Here is an 18,983-nt window from a genome sequence, read left to right on the forward strand (position 1 = left end):
TTTCGCCGGCAAGCCGGCTCCTACGGGGGTCAGTTGCTGCCGGGGTCGGCCACCAGGCGGCCGGCATTCTTGGTCAGGGACTTGAGGAACTCGTTCTGCAGCTCCGGATCGTTGCGGGTCAGCTCGATCAGGCTTTGCTCCAGTTCGCTGGCTTCTTCCTCCAGGCCCAGCTCCGACAGGCGCTTGACCCGGTGCACCCACTGGCTCACCTCATCATCTTCCAGGTCGTCGTAGATCAGTGCATGGGCTTCCTGCAACTTGCTGCGCAGGCCGCTGCTGATGCTCAGGGAGGAGTCCGAATGCACTTCGTCCTGAGCGTCTTCGACACTGATCTGCAGCTTGCCGATGTGATTCAGGTCCTGCTCGGAAAACGGATTGTCCAGCAGGTTCAAGCGCAGCACGCCATTGCGGTCGGTGCTCAGCTCGTAGGTCTGCTTGCCGGCCTTGACCTGCACCGGACGCTCGCTCCATGGCAGGCTCGAATACTCCAGGCGCTTGTCGCGCTGGACTTCATCGATGGCTGCCAGGTTCTGCTGGGCACGGCCATGGGAGGGCATGTTCATGAACGGGTTGAGTCCGGACACGCCGTAGCTGATCCAGTCCTTGGTCACGCTGTCCGGCAGGTTGCCCAGGGCGAACACATTGACCACATTGGCCCCGACGCCCGCCACCAGTGCCACCGCGCCCAGCGGGATCTCGTAGATCTCGCGCCAGGGTTGGTAGGGCGTGTAGCGATCGTAGCGGCGGGTGACCTCGAACTCGGTGACTTCGAAGGTCTTCTGTTCGTGAATGCGCACTCGGCGTTGCGGCAGCTCAAGCACCTTAGGCTCACCGACATCGATCTGCAGGCTGTGATCGAGCAGTTTGCGCTCGACACGTTCCTCGTGTTCGCTGCGTTGCGACATCTGGTTGGCACAGCCGCTGACCAGCAGGGCGCCGCATAAAGCGGCGCCCCCGAGGCTTAAGGTGTTTCGCTTGAACATGACTTCTCTATCTGGTTTCAGCGACGGATACGGGCTTGAAGGAAGGACAGCACGTCGGCCACGGGCAGTGCTTGCGCCTCGGCTTCGGTACGGCTCTTGTATTCCAGGTTGCCTTCGGCGAGGCCGCGGTCGCTGACCACGATCCGGTGAGGAATGCCGATCAGCTCCATGTCCGCGAACTTGATGCCCGGGCTGGTCTTCTTGTCACGATCGTCCAGCAGCACTTCGAAGCCGGCAGCGGTGAGTTCCGCGTAGAGCTTGTCGGTGGCTTCGCGAACCTGCTCGGTTTCGTAGCGCAGTGGCACCAGGGCAATCTGGAACGGCGCCAGGGTGTCGCTCCAGATGATGCCGTTGGCATCGTTGTTCTGCTCGATGGCAGCAGCCACCACACGGGATACGCCAATGCCGTAGCAACCCATTTCCAGGGTCACCGGCTTGCCGTTTTCGCCCAGCACTTCGCACTTCATCGCCTTGCTGTACTTGTTGCCCAGCTGGAAGATGTGCCCGACTTCGATGCCGCGCTTGATTTCCAGGGTGCCCTGGCCGTCCGGGCTCGGGTCGCCGGCCACCACGTTACGCAGGTCGGCCACGGTCGGAACCGGAAGATCGCGTTCCCAGTTGACGCCGAAGTAGTGCTTGTCGTCGATGTTCGCACCGATACCGAAGTCGCTCATCAGCTCGACCGAGCGGTCGATGATGATCGGCAGCGGCAGGTTCAGCGGGCCGAGGGAACCGGCGCCGGCGCCAATGGCGTCACGCAGTTCGGCATCGGACGCCATGACCAGCGGGCTGGCAACGCCAGGCTGGTTGGCGGCCTTGATTTCGTTGAGTTCGTGGTCGCCACGGATGATCAGGGCAATCAGCTTGCCTGGCTCTTCGGCGTGGACGATCAGGGTCTTGATGGTCTTTTCAATCGGCAGATTGAATTTTTCCACCAGCGCGGCAATGGTCTTGGTGTCTGGCGTATCGACCAGGCGCAGTTCTTCGGCTGGCGCTGGGCGCGAGGTTTCGCGAGGCACGGCCTCGGCCTTCTCGATGTTCGCCGCGTAGTCGGAGCCGTTGCTGAAGACGATATCGTCTTCACCGGATTCGGCCAGCACGTGGAATTCGTGGGAGCCGGCGCCGCCGATGGAGCCGTTGTCCGCTTCAACCGGGCGGAACTTCAGGCCCAGGCGGGTGAAGACATTGCAATAAGCCTGGTGCATGCGGTCGTAGGTGACCTGCAAGGACGCCTGGTCGGCGTGGAAGGAGTAGGCGTCCTTCATGATGAACTCGCGGCCGCGCATCAGACCGAAGCGTGGGCGGATTTCATCGCGGAATTTGGTCTGGATCTGGTACAGGTTCAGCGGCAGCTGCTTGTAGCTGCTCAGCTCGTTGCGAGCCAGATCGGTGATCACTTCTTCGTGGGTCGGGCCGGCGCAGAAATCGCGACCGTGACGGTCTTTGAAGCGCAGCAGCTCCGGGCCGTATTCTTCCCAGCGACCGGATTCCTGCCACAGCTCAGCCGGCTGAGTGCTCGGCATCAACACTTCAAGCGCGCCCGCGGCGTTCATTTCTTCGCGAACGATGGCTTCAACCTTGCGCATCACCCGCAAGCCCATCGGCAGCCAGGTGTACAGGCCGGAAGCCAGTTTACGGATCATGCCGGCGCGCAGCATCAGCTGATGGCTGATCACGACCGCGTCGGAAGGCGTTTCTTTCTGTGTGGCGAGCAAATATTGACTGGTGCGCATGGTAGGCCGTTGTCGGTTGCTGAAGACTGGAAGTGACGGAGCATTGTACGGGCGAGTTCCGCTGGCGTACAGGATTGCGCTCGGAGGGGGCGGGGGCTACTGCGAAAAGTGCGCAACCCCCGGGATTTTCTAGGATTCTTCGCCGACTGCGGTGCTGTTGGCGGAGCTTTCGGGCTCGGGTTTCGGCCCGGCGCGGCGGCTCTCCTGGAACCAGTGAATGGCGATCAGGATCAGTGTCGGCACCCCGAGGATCGCGGTGATGAGAAAGAAGTCGTGATAGCCGAACTTTTCCACCATGACCCCGGAATAGCCGCCGATCAGACGCGGCAGCAGCAGCATGATGGAACTGAGCAGGGCGTACTGGGTGGCGGAGAACTTGAGGTTGGTCAGGCTCGACAGGTAGGCGACAAAGGCTGAAGTGGCCATGCCTGAACTGAAGTTGTCCAGGGAAATGGTGACGATCAGCATCTTCAGGTTCGGGCCCATGTCGGCAAGCATGAGGAACAGCAGGTTGGTCCCGGCCGATGCGGCGCCGCCGATGAACAGGATCGGCAGGATGCCGAACCGCACGATCAGCAGGCCGCCCATGCCGGCGCCGAGCAGGGTCATGATCAGCCCGAAGATCTTGCTGACCCCGGCGATCTGGTCTTTGGTGAAACCCTGGTCGATGTAGAACACGTTGGCCATGACGCCCATGACCGTGTCCGACATGCGATAGGTGGCAATCAGCCCCAATAGCAGAAAGGCTTGCCAGCGATAGCGCAGGATGAAGTCGTTGACCGGCGTCAGCACCGGCGCCAGGCCCCGGCGGCCCATGGCCGAGAGGCACAGGGTGCTGAGTGTGATGTAGAGGATGGCCCGCAGGAAGGCGCGGTCTTCCAGCAGCAGGTCCAGCAGGCTGACGCCGTCGAAGATCACGCTGGCGAAGTCGGTGTTGTACAGCTGGGTGAAGGTTGCGGGAACGGAAACCAGTAGCACGATCAGCACGAATACCGAGATCAACTGGTGAGCGAAGCTGTAGCGCCCGGCGGACAGTTGGGTGCGCAGCGGCACCGCGGGTTCACGCATCAGCAAGGTGGTGATCAGGGCCGGGATCATCAGGACCCCGAACAGCACGTAGGTGCCGGTCCAGGCCGAGTGCTTGTAGCTGAAACCGGTGGAACCGAAGCCCTCGGCGAAAAACAGTGCGCCGGCAGTGGCCAGCAGCACGGCAACTCGATAGCCGGACATGTAACTGGCTGCCAGGGCGGCCTGGCGGCTGTCGTCGGCGATTTCCAGGCGGTAGGCGTCGATGGCGATGTCCTGGGTGGCCGAGGCGAATGCCACGATCACCGCAATGGCAATCAGCCAGGAAAGGTGCTTTTGCGGGTCGCAGAAACCCATGCCGATCAGGCCGAGAATCACCAGGGTCTGCGCCAGCACCAGCCAGGAACGACGTCGACCGAGCTTGCCCAGGAGGGGCAGGCGCCATTGGTCGAGCAGGGGCGACCATACCCACTTGAAGGCATAGGCCAGGCCGATCAGGCTGGCATAACCGATGGTTTCACGGGCCACACCGGCCTCGCGCAACCACACCGAAAGAGTCGAGAACACCAGCATGTAAGGCATGCCGGCGGCGAAACCAAGCAGCAACAGCACGAGCGTCGAGGGGCTGGCATAGGCGGCAAGTGCGGCGCGCCAGGTTTTACGGGGCATGGGCTGAAGTCTGCCTCAGATTACGGAAACAAAGCGCGCACTCTAACCGCTGTGCTCCACCGGGCGCCAGCCATGGCGCTGAATATCCACGCGATTGTTCAGGATAGAGACACCTTCGCCACGCAGTCTGGCCCGCTGTTCGTCGCCCGAGGGACTGCCGGCCGGCAAGCTCAGGCGACCACCGGCGCCGAGCACTCGATGCCAGGGCAGGCTGGTGTCGGCGGGTAACTGGCTGAGGGTGCGCCCGACCCAGCGTGCCGCCCGTCCCAGGCCTGCCATCTCCGCCAGTTGGCCGTAGCTCACCACCCTGCCTTCGGGGACCTGGGCCAGGGTCAGGTACAGCGCCGTACGTCGGATCTGTGCAGGGCTTTGCGGCTCTTCGCTGTGTTCGGTCACATTCGCGGTTCCAGATAATAGAGGAGGGACGCTGGTCGGCTGTGGTGATCAAAGCCGGATGAGTATTGAACTCACTCTCAATACCCGGGTCAGTCCTGACTAAGGCTTGTTCAGCAGGAATAATGCCGTTTTTTTTCGCAAGATCGAGTCCTCTATTGCTTATGTTGCCTAGAACTTTGCTGTGTTTCGCGGTGCTCAGCGCCTCCATGCCTGTATTGGCCGATACCGTGTGGTTGAAGAACGGTGATCGCCTGAGTGGCAAGATCAAGGTGTTCGACGGCGGCAAGCTGTTGATCCAGACCGACTATGGCGGCGCCATCAATATTGACTGGAAGCAGGTCAAGACTCTGGAGAGCGACCAGGAGCTGCTGGTCAAGCAGGATGCCTACACCGGGGAGAAGGCCAAGTCGCTGCAGGCGGCGGACGAAGGCAAGGTGATCCTGGCCAACGGCGAGGCGCCCAAGACGGTGGAGCTGGCGAGCATCCAGCAGATCATGAAGCCCAAGCCGCTGGTGGAAGACATGGTCTGGAAAGGCAACGTCGATGTGGCCATGGACTACAAGCGCGCCGAAAAGAACACCGATGACTACGACATCGACTTCAAGACCTCGGCGCGTCACGGGGCCTGGCGCCACAATGCCCAGGGCGAATACAACCGTGAGTTCCAGGATCATGTGGTGACCACGGACAACTGGAGCGCCGAGTACGCTCTGGACCGTTTCATCACGGAAAAGTGGTTCTGGGAAGGGCGCCTGACCTACAAGCGGGACAAGGTCGAGGACCTTGCGCGGCAGCGGGTGGTGGGTACCGGCCCCGGCTACCAGTTCTGGGATGATGAGCTGGGTGCGTTCTCCCTGGGCTCGCTGCTCAACCGTACCGATTACGAGTACGCCGATGGCGGCAAGGACAACTTCTATTCCCTGGCGATGAAGTGGGACTACAACCGTTACCTGATCGGCAAGCGGGTGGAGTTCTTCACCAATGGCGAGGTGGGGCGGCCGCTTTCGGGGGTGGCCGACTATGCGCTGGATGCCGAGATGGGGCTGCGCTACAAGGTCACCGACTGGGCTTCGTTGAACCTCAAGGCGGAAAAAGACCTGATCCGCGGTACCGAAGACAGCGATCTGGACAAGACCCGCTACACCGTGGGCTTTGGCGTGACCTGGTAACCCGGGACGCATGGGCGCCTTTTCAACGAGGGCGCCGACAAAAGTGACGGGCACAAAAAAGCCCCGCTGTTGAGGGCGGGGCTTTTTTACTGGATCAGTACAAGTTAGATAACTTGAACTTCTTCAGCTTGCATGCCTTTCTGACCGCGGGTAGCGATGAAAGAAACCTGTTGGCCTTCTTTCAGGCTTTTGAAGCCGTCGGATTGGATAGCTTTGAAGTGTACGAACAGGTCGTCACCGGATTGTGGAGTGATGAAGCCGAAGCCTTTTTCATCGTTGAACCACTTAACGGTACCGGTTTGGCGATTAGACATGGTGTATCTCCTTGGACAAAGTTAACTGCGACTCAGGAAAAGCCCTGGCCGAGACTGAGTGCAAAGAGCAGGAAAAATTCTTGGAGATGGTTGGATCGAAATTCAACATCGTGTAGAGATTCTCAGTGACACAAGCAGCACAGTGGCGCCACCTTAACCCTTTTTCCTGAACGTGCCAATGGTCAGTGCGAAGGTTTCTCGGTTTTCGTGACTGACGGCGGGGCGCTCGTCGCCCAGCCCTTGAAAATCGTGGCGTGAGGCGAGAAAAACGTCCCAGACTTTGAACCCGACCTCGCGCCCCGGTAAGATGCCAGACCGTTTTTTTTTACCTCGCTATTTCAGGACACCCGCCATGAGCATCAAATCGGACAAGTGGATTCGCCGCATGGCGCAAGAGCACGGCATGATCGAGCCCTTCGTAGAGCGCCAGATGCGTGGCGAAGGCCAGGATCGGCTGATCTCCTTCGGGGTGTCGAGCTACGGCTACGACGTGCGTTGCGCCGACGAATTCAAGGTGTTCACCAACATCAATTCGGCCACTGTCGATCCGAAGAACTTCGATGAAAAGAGCTTCGTCGACATCAAGAGCGACGTCTGCATCATTCCGCCGAACTCCTTTGCCCTGGCACGCACCGTCGAGTACTTCCGCATTCCGCGCAACGTGCTGACCATCTGCCTGGGCAAGAGCACCTATGCCCGTTGCGGCATCATCGTCAACGTGACCCCGCTGGAACCCGAGTGGGAAGGCCACGTGACCCTGGAGTTCTCCAACACCACCACCTTGCCGGCGAAGATCTACGCCAACGAAGGCGTGGCGCAGATGCTGTTCCTGGAGTCGGACGAAGAGTGCGAAGTGTCCTACAAGGACCGTGGCGGCAAATACCAGGGCCAGCGTGGCGTGACCCTGCCACGCACCTGAGTTCGTCTGTCTGACGAATAGCGGGAATTCCTGAGCCGGCAGGCACTCTATTGGAGGTACTGCCGGTACGCGCAAGGCGTACCCGGCACAGCTCAGGAGTGCCCTCATGAAGATAGATCCGCGAATCAGTGCCACCTTGGCCAGGCTGGAACCCAATCAGGTTGGCGTACTGGCCTGGACCCTGCTGGCGCATCCTCCCGTCAGCATGGCCGGTGGCATTCCCGGCCAGCCGGATCCCGATTCCCCGCAACCCCTTGAACCCACCGAGCCGGGCGAACCGACCCTGCCCGACGAGCCGCCTCCCGCGCCTGTCGCCTGAAGCCCGTACCGCGCCCGCCCGGCCCAGAGCCTGAACGGGCGCGGTACCGCTGTTACTTCAGGTTGCCGCTGAGAAACTGCTGCAAGCGCTCGCTTTTCGGGTTGCCCAGCACGTCCTCCGGAGCCCCTTCTTCTTCCACCAGGCCCTTGTGCAGGAACAGCACCTGGCTGGACACCTTGCGCGCAAAACTCATCTCGTGGGTGACCATGATCATGGTCCGCCCCTCTTCGGCCAGGCCCTGGATCACCTTGAGCACCTCGCCTACCAGCTCCGGGTCCAGGGCCGAGGTGGGTTCGTCGAACAGCATGACCTCCGGCTCCATGGCCAGGGCCCGGGCGATGGCCACCCGTTGCTGCTGGCCGCCGGATAGAAACGCCGGGTACTGGCTGGCCACCCGTGCCGGCAGGCCGACCTTGTCCAGGTAACGCCGGGCGCGTTCCTCGGCCTCCCTGGTGCTGACCCCCAGCACCCGGCGCGGGGCCATGGTGATGTTTTCCAGCACGGTCATGTGGCTCCACAGGTTGAAGTGCTGGAACACCATTGCCAGGCGAGTGCGAATCCGCTGCAGCTCGGCCGGGTCGGCCACGTGCATGCCGTGGCGGTCGCTGACCATGCGGATCTGCTGGCCATCCAGGCTCATGGCGCCGTCATCCGGGGTTTCGAGAAAGTTGATGCAGCGCAGGAAGGTGCTCTTGCCCGAGCCGCTGGCGCCGATCAGGCTGATCACGTCGCCGGTCCTGGCCTTGAGGGAAACACCTTTGAGCACTTCATTGTCGCCATAGCATTTATGCAGGCCTTCAACGGTCAATTTGTACATGGGGGCGTGCATCCTCAAGGCGAAAGTAGGTAACCGCTGCGATAGGCCTCGCGACCGGCGACATGGGCGATCACCATGCCTGCGGTGGCCATGCGTCGCAGCGAGCGGGCGTACATGAGCCCGGCGTTGTTGCAATGGATGGGGGTGACCCGGTCGTGGATCGGGTCGATGATTTCGGCCACCAGTTGCCCGGCTTCCAGGTATTCCCCGGGCAGCGCGTTGAACACCAGCAGCCCGCCTACCGGGGTCGCCACCGGTTCGACACCGGCCAGGGGCGTGGCCGGGAAGGGCAGCTCGGGCAGTGGCGGCGCTTCACCGTCGATGGCCCCAAGCCGGGTCAGGTAGTCGATCAGGGCCTGGCAGTCGAGGCTGGCCAGGCCGTGGTTGACGTCGCCCTGGCCGCGCAGCTCGACGGTCACCGCAAAGCTGCCTGTCGGGATGGCGAAGCGCTCGCCGAAGCGCTGTTGCAGTTGCCACCACAGCAGGCTGAAGCATTCGTCGAACGACCAGGCCGCGGAGTCGGTGGCCAGCAGGCAGGCTTCGGCGCCCAGGTAGCGAGCCAGCGGCTCCACCCGGGGCCAGGCTTCGGGGGTGGTGTAGAGATGTGCCACAGCCTCGAAGTCGCAATGCAGGTCCAGCACCATGTCGGCATCGCAGGCCAGCCGTTGCAGGGTCAACTGCAGGGACTGCAGTTGGGTTTGCGGCCGCTGGCGCGCCAGGGCATCGATCAGGTGACGGCGGATCAGTTCAAGGTTGTGTTCAGGGTCGGCATTGAGCAGCCCTTCGATGGCATCGCCGACTTGTTCGCCCAGGTCGGCGAAGCCGCGGTTGAAGTTCTGCCCGCTTTCCAGCTGGTAGCGGCCCAGGGGCACATCCATCAGCACCTGTTCCAGGCCCACCGGATTGGCCACCGGCACCAGGACGATTTCCTGGCGCAGGCGCCCGGCGGCTTCCAGCTCGGCCAGGTGTTGCTTGAGGTGCCAGGCCACCAGCATGCCGGGCAACTCGTCGGCGTGCAGGGAGGACTGGATATAGACCTTGCCGGCGGCCTGGGGCGGGCCGAAGTGAAAGCTGTGGACCTGGCGCGCGGTGCCCGGCAGCGGGGCGAGCAGGTCGTGGATCTCGTGGCGCATTGACGGTTTTCCTGCAGCAAGTCCTAGTGGGTCGGCCCGAGGAAAGCCAGCCAGCGGCGTTCGGCGAGGCGGAACAGGCCCACCAGGGCGAAGGTCACGCACAGGTAGATGATGGCGGCGATGCCGAACGACTGAAATGTCAGGAAGGTCGCCGAGTTGGCGTCGCGGGCGATTTTCAGAATGTCGGGAATGGTCGCGGTGAAGGCCACGGTGGTGGAGTGCAGCATCAGGATCACTTCGTTGCTGTAGTAGGGCAACGAGCGGCGCAGGGCCGAGGGCATGATCACGTAGGCGTACAGCTTCCAGCCGCTCAGGCCATAGGCCTTGGCCGCTTCGACTTCGCCGTGGGCCATGCTGCGGATCGCCCCGGCGAAGATCTCCGTGGTGTAGGCGCAGGTGTTCAGGGCGAAGGCAAGGATGGTGCAGTTCATTGCATCGCGAAAGAACGCATCCAGGACTGGCTGTGCGCGAATCGCGGCGATGCTGTAGATCCCGGTGTAGCAGATCAGCAACTGGATATAGAGCGGTGTGCCACGAAACAGGTAGGTGTAGAACTGCACTGGCCAGCGGATGTAGCGCTTGGGCGAGACCCGGGCGATGGACAGCGGGATCGACACCAAAAAGCCGATGCAGATCGAGGCACTGAGCAGCCACATGGTCATGGCCAGGCCGGTCACGTGGTAGCCATCGCTATAAAGGAAGGGACGCCAGTATTCCTGCAGGAGTTCGATCATCGCACGGCCTCCCGGGCGCCGGCGGCGTAGCGCCGTTCAAGCCTGCGCAGGACAAAGTTGGAGGCACTGGTGATCAACAGGTAGATCAGCGCCGCCAGAACCAGGAAGTAGAAGAGTTGGTAGGTGCTCTTGCCGGCGTCCTGCGCAGCCTTGACCAGGTCGGCCAGGCCAATGATCGACACCAGGGCCGTGGCCTTGAGCATCACCATCCAGTTGTTGCCGATGCCTGGCAGGGCAAAGCGCATCATTTGCGGAAAGACCACGAAGCGAAAGCGCTGGCCGCGTTTCAGGCCATAGGCGGTGGCCGCTTCCACCTGGCCCCGGGGCACGGCAAGGATCGCCCCGCGAAAGGTTTCGGTGAAGTAGGCGCCATAGATGAAACCCAGGGTGATCACCCCGGCGCTGAAGGGATTGATCTCGATGTAGTCCCACTCCATGAAATCGGTAAAGGAGGTCAACCAGGTTTGCAGGCTGTAGAAAATCAGCAGCATCAGGACCAGGTCCGGCACGCCGCGGATCAGGGTGGTGTAGAGCTGTGCCGGAACCCGCAGCAGGGCAACGCTGGACAATTTGGCGCTGGCGCCGATCAGCCCCAGTAAAACGCTGACCAGCAGCGACAACACCGACAACTTGATGGTCATCCAGGTACCTTCCAGCAGCAGAGGGCCGAAACCCTTCAGGCTGAGCGCGGAAAGCCCCAGGTTTTTTAGAAGTTCTTCGAGCATCGATCTGTGACCCGTAGCGATAAAAAAGGCGCCCATCGAGGATGGGCGCCGACAGGTTATTTACCGCTGTAGAGGTTCAGGTCACCGAAGTGTTTTTTCTGGATGGTGGCGTAGGTGCCATCATCGTGTAACGCTTTGATACCTTTATCCAGAAGCGCTTTCAGCTCTTTGTTACCTTTCGAGATACCCACCGCGGTCTTGGCCGGCAGCAGCGGGTCGTCCACCGGCTTGCTGATCTCATAGTCAGCGCCTTGCGGTGACTTGAGGAAGCCCAGTTCGGCCTGCAGCATGTCCTGGATCGAGGCATCGAGGCGCCCGGAAGTCAGGTCGGCATAGACCTGGTCCTGGTTCTGATAGGCCTGGGTCTTGACCCCGGCCTTGTCCAGCACGGCCTTGGCGTAGGCTTCCTGAATGGTGCCCTGCTCGTAGCCGACGGTCTTGCCCTTGAGCGAGGCGGTGTCTTCGCTCAGTCCCGAGCCTTTCTTGAACACGAATGCGGTGGGGCCGGAAAACAGTTCGTTGGAGAAGTCGATGACTTTCTCGCGAGCCGGGGTGACGGTCATGGACGAGATCACACCGTCGAATTTATTGGCCTTGAGGCCTGGAATCATGCCGTCGAAGTCACTTTCGACCCACTTGCACTTGACCTTCAGCTCGGCACAGATGGCATTGCCCAGGTCGATGTCGAAACCCACCAGGCTGCCGTCGGCGGCCTTGGATTCGAAGGGGGCGTAGGAAGGGTCGACGCCGAAGCGCAGTTCCTTGTATTCCTTGGCCAGCGCGGAGCCGGCGGCCATGCAGAGAGCCAATGCAGAAAGGGTCAGCAATGCTTTTTTCATTATTCAATCCCTAAGAACCAATATGAGCGCTTGTGGCGCATGAGTACTGTTACTGGACCGCATAAGACTTAATGAAAGTAGCAATTTCCGAACCAGAGTCCCGAACAGGTGTTTTAAAAGCGCTGGAAAGCAGCGACACGAGGGAACCCGTGCGCCGAGATGGGGCGTGATTTTTGGCAGGCGCCAATAAGGTGCGAAGGGGTGGGCAATCTACGATGGGCGAACTGACAGGGCTGCCAGTGCCAAGCGCGGTTGAGGGCGCCGGTGAGCTGTTCGTTTTGGAGCAGGCCCGCTTGCACAGGACGTGCAAGCGGGTGGGGGAAGGTTACTTGCCTGGAACCAGGGTCAGGCGGGTCTTGCCGTAGCTGCGCTCGAAGTTCTGCGGTTGCATCGGCAGGCTCAGGTACTGGGCCTTGAGCCAGCCGTCGATGCCGTTGGCATAGTTGGGGCTCACCGGGTTGCCGGACTGGCCGCTGCTGTTGAGGCCCATCAAGGGTTCGCTGAGGCCGAAATCCACGATCAAGCGCAGGGCCGGTGTATCAGTGATGGCAAAATCCTGCCCCCAACGGTACGCGGCGCTGTTGATGGTGTTGTGGTCGCCCCCGGCCTGAAGCGGGCCACGGATCTGCCGGCCATTGGCGTTGGTCCACTGGTAGCTGTGCAGCTTGCCCCATTGCCAGGCCTTGCGGTCGGCGCCCAGCAGTTGCTCGCCGGAGCTGATGGCGGCTGCCAGGCTGCGGGCGAGGATGGCTGGCTTGTCTTCCTTTTGCGCGGTGCGCGAATCGTCCCAGAACGGGCTGTCGTCCTGGCCCAGCAGGTGGTCGGCCTGGGCCGAGTAGGAAAGGTTGCCGTTGGCGACGAAGGCTTGCCAGGCGTCACTGGACTCGGGGCCGAGCTTGTCGAGGAAGATCTGCTTGGCGCTCTCCTGCAGGAACAATTCGTACAACGCCGCGTCGGCCGAGCCGGCGCTGACCTTGCCGTCGAACGCCAGCAAGCGGCTATAGGCTTCCCTGGCCTTGGCGCGTTCGGTATCGGGCAAGGCCTCGATGGCCTGCTTCAGCGGCTGGGCCATGCCCGGAGCTTCGAACATCTTTTTCAGTTTGGCGGCGAACAGGGTGCTTTGGTCGTACTGCAGGGCGATCAGGCTGCGGTTGTCCTGCTTGCCGCTGGAGGCCAGACCGGCCATGCGCTCGGCCCGTTCCGGGGCGTGCCAGGAATTGGACAGCTGCATGCCGTAGCCCCGCGAGATCACTCGCTGGTTGGCGGTGGCGATCCAGCCCTGGGGCGGGTCCTGGTCGTAGGGGTGGAGCATCGGGTCGGCGTAGCCGTCCCAGTCGTAACGGCCATCCCAACCCGGTGAGGGCAGCAAGCCTTCGCCTTCGCGGCGGTTGGGGAAGCGCCCGGTGACCTGCCAGCCGATGTTGCTGGCGTCGGCAAACACCATGTTCAGGGCGATGGCGCGGATTTCCCGACTGGCATCCGAGGCCTTCTCGACATTCTGCGCCCGGGACAGGTCGAAGAAGGCGTCCAGGGTCTTGTCGTCCTTGAGCTCCGGCGTCTGCAGGGCCAGGCCGAAACCGTTACCGAGCGCTGCCCCCAGGGCGCTGTTGAGCAGCGGGCCATGGCGGGTTTCGTACACGGCTTCGCGAATCGGCCGCTGGCCTTTGACGAAGTAGGTTTCGTTGCGCACGGTCACCGGCTGCCATTTGCCGTTGTTCTGGTAGTACAGGGCGTTGCCCTGGCGCTTGAGCTTTTCCAGGAACAGGTCCTGGTTGTCTCCCTCCACCGAGCTCATGCTCCAGGCCACCTTGCCGTTGAAGCCCTGGAGAATCGCCGGCAGGCCAGCGATGGACGCGCCAGCGGCCTGGTATTTCGGCGCGCGGATCTGGGCGTAGTACCAGGCTTGCAGGTGGCTGTCGGCGGCCAGCAGGCTGCGGCCGGTGCGGCTGCGCTGTGGGGCGATGGCCAGGTTGCTGCCGCCGCGGGTGCCCAGGCTGTTGAGCTGGGCCAGACGGTTGATGGCGCGGCTGACTTCGTTCAGGCCCGGCACAGTGAGATTCAGGCCCTTGAGCTTGTCCGCTTCGGCCAGGGGCAGGGGTTCATCGGGATAGCTCGGAGTCAGCCACGGCAGTTTGTCGCTGCCGACTTTCTGCGCCAGCACCAGGGCGTTGATCTCTTCTTGCAGGTTGGCGGACTGGCCGAAGTTCAGCAGGCAGAAGATCAGCGCCGAATCCTCGGCTTTCCAGTATTCGGGGGTGTAGCCCTGGGCTGCCAGGTCCGGCGGCAGCTTGTCGCGATAGCGGAACAGGTAGGCGTTGACGCCCCGGGCATAGACCTCGAAGAAGCGCTTGATCCGTGGCGACGAAGCCTTGTACAGCTCATCGGCGCTTTTCTTCAGGTTGATCGCGCGCATCAGGCGGTCCACTTCCAGTGCGTCGGCACCGGACATTTCGGCCAGGCGGCCCTGTGCCAGCAGGCGCAGGGTCACCATCTGGCCAATGCGGTCGCTGGCGTGCACATAACCCAGGGTGAACAGGGCGTCATGGAAGCTGCTGCTTTCGATCAGCGGTACGCCGACCGCGTTGCGCCGCACGGAAACGTTCTGTGCCAGGCCCTTGAGCGGTTGCACGCCAGAGGTGGGGGGCAGGGTGTCTTGAGTGTTCCAGGACTGGCAACCGGCCAGGCTCAGAGCACTGGCCACTGCCGCGGCAACGCCGAACCGGGGAAGAAAATGTGAGAAGGCTGGCGAGGCCATGGCAAAGCTCCTGCGGGGGGGTAGCGTCGATAAAGGCGCTACGTTAGTGAGCAGGCGAGTGCCGCGCAAGCGGGGGCAGGAGGTATTTCTCGACGACGCTGCAAATAGCGATCGCCGGCGCGTCGGCGCCTGGCAAAACCCGTAGGAGCCGGCTTGCCGGCGAAGAGGCCTTCTGGCCTTGGCTGGCCCTTGCGGGCACCGTGACTGGCAAGCCAGCTCCTGCAGGCACAAGGTTCAGGAGGCGGGATTGACCTGCTCTACCAGGGCATAGGCCCGCTCGGTAGCCGGCCGGGCCTGGATGCTGTTGAACCAGCGCTGCAGATGCGGGAAGTCCTCGAGTTTCTGGCTCTGCTTCTTGTAGGAAGCGATCCAGGGATAGATCGCCATGTCGGCAATGCTGTAGTCGCTGCCGGCGACGAACTTGCGGTCCGCCAGGCGCCGATCGAGCACGCCGTACAGGCGCGCGGTTTCATCCACATAACGTTTGATGGCGTAGGGGATCTTTTCCGGGGCGAACTGGCTGAAGTGATGATTCTGCCCAGCCATCGGTCCCAGCCCGCCCATCTGCCAGAACAGCCATTGCAGGGCTTCCTGGCGCCCGCGCAGGTCCTGGGGCAGGAACTGGCCGGTCTTTTCCGCGAGGTACAACAGGATCGCCCCGGACTCGAACAGCGACAGTGGCTGGCCGCCATCGGCGGGTTGGTGGTCAACGATCGCCGGAATGCGGTTGTTGGGCGCGATCTTCAGGAATTCGGGCTTGAATTGCTCACCCAGGCCGATGTTCACCGGGTACAGGGTGTAGGGCAGGCCGGCTTCTTCCAGGAACAGGGAGATCTTGTGGCCGTTGGGGGTGGTCCAGTAATACAGGTCGATCATGGAACGCTCCAATTGGGATGTATCTGTGCTTAAGGACAGCAAACTCCGGCATTAGGTCGTCCTGTCTGCATTCGATGGCTTGCCTGAACAGCTAAGTGATGCTCAAGTGCGGCAAATTCAATGACCTCCACAGAGAAAAACATGCCCCTTCCGGCCGGCACCGCACTGATGCTCATCGACCAGCAGCAAGGCATCCTCCAGCCTCGGCTTGGCCCGCGCAACAACCCCGAGGCGCAGGTGCGGATGCTCGAACTGCTGGCCCACTGGCGCGCCCGCGGCTGGCCGGTGATCCATGTGCAACACCTGTCGCGTTCGCCGGATTCGGTGTTCTGGCCCGGGCAGTCGGGGGTGGAGTTTCAACCGTGCTTTGAGCCCCGGGACGGGGAATGGCGGGTTCAGAAGCAGGTGCCGGATGCGTTTTGCGCCAATTCGCTGGAAGCGGATTTGCGGCGCGAGGGGATTGCCGGGTTGGTGATTGTCGGTGTTGCCACCAACAACTCTGTGGAGTCGACGGCGCGTACGGCTGGCAACCTGGGCTTTGCCGTGTGGGTGGTGGCCGACGCCTGCTACACCTTCGACAAGCCCGACTTCAACGGTCGGGCCCGTAGTGCCGAGGAGGTGCATGCCATGTCGCTGGCCAATCTGGATGGCGAGTACGCCACCGTCCTGGACCTGGCGCAGTTGCTGGCCCAGGAGGCCGGGGGCAGCTGAAGGCGCAAGTGCTAAGGCAGGCCCCGCCCGCGCTCAAGTCAGGCGCCGTGGCACTTCTTGAATTTCTTGCTGCTGCCGCATGGGCAAGGGTCGTTGCGGCCAACGTCTTTCAGTGCGTTGCGTACCGGCTCCTGGTGAGCGTGGTTGCAGTGCGGGCCGTGAACATGGCCATGGTCGTGATCGTGATGGTCATGATCGTGGTTGCAGTCAGGGCCATGGACATGAGGTTGCTGGGTCATTGCGGGTTACTCCGGGATAAAATCGCCGGGAATTATCACGCCATTGCGCTTCAGGTGCACGTCCTGGCCGATGAATAATCCGATTTCCAGTTCCCCTTCGAGGCGGTAGGGGATAGGTCGCTCGGGCTTGCGCAGCAATTTCACCACATCGCGGATCTGCGGCCACAGGTTGGTCCGCACCGGCACCTTGAAGAAGCGGCTGCTGTGGGGCGTGACGGTGAACCAGTGTTCGTGCTCGCCTTCGCTGAGCAGGAAGCGCTCCAGGTAGACCTTGTAGGTCAGGCGACGCACGGTCAGGTCGCTGTCGTTGGGGTTATCCACCCGCAGGTGCAGGGTGAAGCGTTGTTCCAGCAGGTTGGCCTTGACCACCTCGACCTTGACCAGATGCACCGTCGGGTCGACGGACTCATCGCTGAACCAGGAGGCACAACCCGTCAGGCTCAGCGCGCCGAGCAGGCACAAGGTTCGTAACGCACGCAGCTCACCGATCATTGCAAGACTCCCTCTGGATGCCGGTGCCCATCCTGGGCCCGGGTTGGTAGCGGCCGGTCGCGGCTCAGCGGCTGAAATAGCTGGCGCAGCACTTCTTGAACTTGTGCCCGCTGCCACAGGGGCAGGCGTCGTTGCGGCCGGATTTGAGGGGAACCGTGGGGTCGATGAAATACCAGCGTCCCTGGTTCTGCACGAAGGATGAGCGTTCGCGGTGGCTATGCTCGCCCTGGCTGTCGTGCCAGCGGGCAGTAAAGGTGACAAAGGCATGCTCGGGCTGGCCGCCGAAGACTTCCGAGCTTTCGACCTGCAACCCCAGCCAGGTGCTTTGGGCGCTCCAGTCGCTGATGGACTGGCGATCCAGGCCCGCCTGTTGCGCCGGCAGGGTGGTGGCCAGCAGGTAATCCACCTGCCCCAGCATATAGGCGCTGTAGCGCGAACGCATCAGGGCTTCCGCGCAGGGCGCCGGATGACCGGCATGGTAGTGGCCGCAGCAGGCATCCAGCAGGTTGCCGCTGCCGCAGGGACAAATCGAGGCACTCATTGTGTTACCACCAATACTTTCCAAAGTTTTCCGGGTTTGCCCAGAATCGTGAATTGAGCCAATCGGGCACTTGCTTGTATTCAAGCAGATCGTAGGTGAACAGGGTCAGGACCTGTTCATCGCGCTGAAAGCGTTCGCTGGCCTGCAACGCCAGGGAATAGAAGTCGGTTTCCTGCCAGCCGCAGGCACACAGGTCGGCCAGCACGGCGATCCGGCTGGCATTGAGGTTGCGAATGCCCCCAAGCAGGTTCAGGCCGTCGCGCTTGGGCAAGTGCTCCAGGCAATCCACGGCCAGGGCCAGGTCGAAACGCCGCGCTGCCAGTTCCGCAGGCAGAGGGCCGGGTGCCGCCTGGGCCACTTGGGTCGTGGGGTGGGCCTCCTTGAAGGCAGCCAGGGCGGGGAAGTCGCTGGCACCGATCAGCAGCAGCTGTTGTGGTGCGTAGCGATCCAGCAAAGCCGCCAGGGCCTGCTGCGGGGTACGGTTGGAAATGCCGGCGCTCATCTTAGCTCCTCGGTCAGAACGCTAAAGACTAGCGTGCCGGCATCTGCGGGCCTAGAGCGGTTCACCACTAAATCGGCGAACCTCCCGTGTTTACGGGGCGAAACCGGTGATAGCCAGGTGCTGGCGCAGATGAAATGCGCGGTCTTTACTCCGTGAATCGGCCTTGAGCCGATCCCTCAGGAGAAATCAGATGAGCATCATTCGGACGGCAGTACCCCTGGTTCTGTTAACCAGTGTGTTGACTGGTTGTGCAGGTTTGCAGAAAACCGACTGGCCGATCTGCGCCGCGGTAGGTGGCGTCACGGGCGCGGCGCTGGGCGCCACCGAAAGCTCCTCGTGGGCGGGCGGCGGCGCACTGGTGGTCGGTGGCCTGGCGGGTGCGTACTGCTGGGTAAAAGGTGATGGCGACGAGGACGGCGATGGCGTGCCGGACAGCCGCGACAAGTGCCCCCACACACCCAGAGGCGTCCAGGTCGATGCCAACGGCTGCCCACCACCGCCACCGGTGGTAGAAGAGGTGGTAGTGGTCAAGGAAGAAACCATTGTCATTCGTGATGTGCACTTCCATTTCGACTCGGCCAAGCTGACCGATGCCGACAAAACCAAGCTCAACACCATCGTCACCCGACTGAAACAGGAGGCGTCGAGTGCCCAACTGCGAGTGACCGGCCATACCGACAGCGTCGGCAGCGATGCCTACAACCAGAAACTCTCGGACAAGCGTGCCCACTCGGTCGTGGAGTACCTGATCAGCAACGGCATTCCCCGCAGCAGTTTCGTCTCGGTAACCGGCGCCGGTGAAAGCAAGCCAGTGGCGGATAACAAGACCGCCGAAGGCCGGGCGATGAACCGTCGTACGGAAATCCAGATCAACCGCTGAAACCCCAGGGCCTGTGCGGCGATGAGCCACATGTGGCCGCCTCTGCTCCTGTGCCAGGGCCATGCTGATGGCGCAGGAGCCTTTGATCCCGGTGCCTTCTCGGCGATGGGCTCAGCCTGTCTGTAACGGGCGATCCTCGTCGATCCGGTGGCTAAACAGCCACTTCGTGAAGAATTTTCATTCCCCTCTGGCTTACCCCCGGGATAAGTCG

At 62.1% G+C, this 18,983-nt stretch carries 21 protein-coding genes; 5 read left to right on the top strand and 16 right to left on the bottom strand.

Translation table 11 applies throughout. The features are described from left to right. Positions 1-29: 29 nt before the first annotated feature. The 4 genes from AC07R1_RS15360 to AC07R1_RS15375 form a co-directional block, all read right to left on the bottom strand. Positions 30-983, bottom strand: a complete 954-nt coding sequence (locus AC07R1_RS15360) for a hypothetical protein (protein ID WP_011059599.1) — start codon at positions 981-983, stop codon at positions 30-32. Between the two features lie 17 nt (positions 984-1,000). Continuing rightward, on the bottom strand, positions 1,001-2,716 hold the full coding sequence (locus AC07R1_RS15365) for a proline--tRNA ligase (RefSeq protein ID WP_019094460.1): 1,716 nt from the start codon (positions 2,714-2,716) through the stop codon (positions 1,001-1,003). A gap of 129 nt (positions 2,717-2,845) precedes the next feature. Beyond that, the gene (locus AC07R1_RS15370) at positions 2,846-4,411 is read right to left on the bottom strand and encodes an AmpG family muropeptide MFS transporter (RefSeq protein WP_011059601.1); all 1,566 of its coding nucleotides are present in this window, start codon (positions 4,409-4,411) and stop codon (positions 2,846-2,848) included. Positions 4,412-4,453: 42 nt separating this feature from the next. Continuing rightward, complete coding sequence (locus AC07R1_RS15375) at positions 4,454-4,807, bottom strand: MGMT family protein (RefSeq protein WP_015634389.1); 354 nt, start codon at positions 4,805-4,807, stop codon at positions 4,454-4,456. A gap of 161 nt (positions 4,808-4,968) precedes the next feature. Here AC07R1_RS15375 and AC07R1_RS15380 point away from each other — a divergent pair, with 161 nt between their 5' ends. Continuing rightward, positions 4,969-5,976 (top strand): DUF481 domain-containing protein, encoded by a 1,008-nt coding sequence (locus AC07R1_RS15380; protein ID WP_026020131.1) that lies wholly within the window; start codon positions 4,969-4,971, stop codon positions 5,974-5,976. 104 nt (positions 5,977-6,080) lie between these two features. Here AC07R1_RS15380 and AC07R1_RS15385 read toward each other — a convergent pair whose 3' ends face one another. Then, positions 6,081-6,290 carry a cold-shock protein gene (locus AC07R1_RS15385; RefSeq protein ID WP_002554837.1) on the bottom strand — a complete coding sequence of 70 codons (210 nt, stop codon included), beginning with the start codon at positions 6,288-6,290 and terminating at the stop codon, positions 6,081-6,083. Between the two features lie 352 nt (positions 6,291-6,642). Between AC07R1_RS15385 and dcd the strand changes: the two genes are divergently transcribed. Continuing rightward, on the top strand, positions 6,643-7,209 hold the full coding sequence (gene dcd / locus AC07R1_RS15390) for a dCTP deaminase (RefSeq protein WP_011059604.1): 567 nt from the start codon (positions 6,643-6,645) through the stop codon (positions 7,207-7,209). Between the two features lie 106 nt (positions 7,210-7,315). After that, complete coding sequence (locus AC07R1_RS15395; protein WP_011059605.1) at positions 7,316-7,528, top strand: hypothetical protein; 213 nt, start codon at positions 7,316-7,318, stop codon at positions 7,526-7,528. A gap of 52 nt (positions 7,529-7,580) precedes the next feature. Here AC07R1_RS15395 and AC07R1_RS15400 read toward each other — a convergent pair whose 3' ends face one another. The 7 genes from AC07R1_RS15400 to AC07R1_RS15430 form a co-directional block, all read right to left on the bottom strand. Next, positions 7,581-8,345: an ABC transporter ATP-binding protein gene (locus AC07R1_RS15400; RefSeq protein ID WP_015634391.1), complete on the bottom strand. Its 765-nt coding sequence runs from the start codon at positions 8,343-8,345 to the stop codon at positions 7,581-7,583. A gap of 14 nt (positions 8,346-8,359) precedes the next feature. Further along, a complete protein-coding gene (locus AC07R1_RS15405) occupies positions 8,360-9,478 on the bottom strand; it encodes a succinylglutamate desuccinylase/aspartoacylase family protein (RefSeq protein ID WP_152686593.1) in 1,119 nt (372 codons plus the stop codon). 23 nt (positions 9,479-9,501) lie between these two features. After that, positions 9,502-10,212: an ABC transporter permease gene (locus AC07R1_RS15410; RefSeq protein WP_011059608.1), complete on the bottom strand. Its 711-nt coding sequence runs from the start codon at positions 10,210-10,212 to the stop codon at positions 9,502-9,504. After that, entirely contained in the window at positions 10,209-10,937 is a 729-nt protein-coding gene (locus AC07R1_RS15415) for an ABC transporter permease (protein WP_011059609.1), read from the bottom strand. Before AC07R1_RS15415 ends, AC07R1_RS15410 begins: the two co-directional genes overlap by 4 nt. Positions 10,938-10,993: 56 nt before the next feature. Next, positions 10,994-11,776: a transporter substrate-binding domain-containing protein gene (locus tag AC07R1_RS15420; protein ID WP_011059610.1), complete on the bottom strand. Its 783-nt coding sequence runs from the start codon at positions 11,774-11,776 to the stop codon at positions 10,994-10,996. Between the two features lie 325 nt (positions 11,777-12,101). Further along, positions 12,102-14,531 carry a penicillin acylase family protein gene (locus AC07R1_RS15425; protein ID WP_495110678.1) on the bottom strand — a complete coding sequence of 810 codons (2,430 nt, stop codon included), beginning with the start codon at positions 14,529-14,531 and terminating at the stop codon, positions 12,102-12,104. A gap of 234 nt (positions 14,532-14,765) precedes the next feature. Further along, positions 14,766-15,407 carry a glutathione binding-like protein gene (locus AC07R1_RS15430; RefSeq protein WP_015634395.1) on the bottom strand — a complete coding sequence of 214 codons (642 nt, stop codon included), beginning with the start codon at positions 15,405-15,407 and terminating at the stop codon, positions 14,766-14,768. A gap of 141 nt (positions 15,408-15,548) precedes the next feature. Here AC07R1_RS15430 and AC07R1_RS15435 point away from each other — a divergent pair, with 141 nt between their 5' ends. Beyond that, entirely contained in the window at positions 15,549-16,118 is a 570-nt protein-coding gene (locus tag AC07R1_RS15435) for a cysteine hydrolase family protein (RefSeq protein WP_495110679.1), read from the top strand. A gap of 38 nt (positions 16,119-16,156) precedes the next feature. On the opposite strand, the gene AC07R1_RS15440 is transcribed toward AC07R1_RS15435, so the two are convergent. The 4 genes from AC07R1_RS15440 to AC07R1_RS15455 form a co-directional block, all read right to left on the bottom strand. Then, positions 16,157-16,357 (bottom strand): SEC-C metal-binding domain-containing protein, encoded by a 201-nt coding sequence (locus tag AC07R1_RS15440; protein ID WP_007923047.1) that lies wholly within the window; start codon positions 16,355-16,357, stop codon positions 16,157-16,159. A gap of 6 nt (positions 16,358-16,363) precedes the next feature. Further along, the gene (locus tag AC07R1_RS15445; protein WP_011059614.1) at positions 16,364-16,849 is read right to left on the bottom strand and encodes an LEA/WHy family protein; all 486 of its coding nucleotides are present in this window, start codon (positions 16,847-16,849) and stop codon (positions 16,364-16,366) included. A gap of 64 nt (positions 16,850-16,913) precedes the next feature. Continuing rightward, positions 16,914-17,390, bottom strand: coding sequence for a YchJ family protein (locus tag AC07R1_RS15450; protein ID WP_495110680.1), 477 nt, complete (start codon positions 17,388-17,390; stop codon positions 16,914-16,916). Between the two features lie 4 nt (positions 17,391-17,394). Further along, on the bottom strand, positions 17,395-17,892 hold the full coding sequence (locus AC07R1_RS15455) for a DUF6231 family protein (RefSeq protein WP_011059616.1): 498 nt from the start codon (positions 17,890-17,892) through the stop codon (positions 17,395-17,397). A 190-nt stretch (positions 17,893-18,082) separates the two neighbouring features. Here AC07R1_RS15455 and AC07R1_RS15460 point away from each other — a divergent pair, with 190 nt between their 5' ends. After that, positions 18,083-18,772, top strand: coding sequence for a PA1041 family peptidoglycan-binding anchor lipoprotein (locus AC07R1_RS15460; protein ID WP_011059617.1), 690 nt, complete (start codon positions 18,083-18,085; stop codon positions 18,770-18,772). Positions 18,773-18,983: the final 211 nt, after the last annotated feature.

The sequence above is a fragment of the Pseudomonas sp. GW821-FHT07F01 genome (assembly GCF_059418825.1).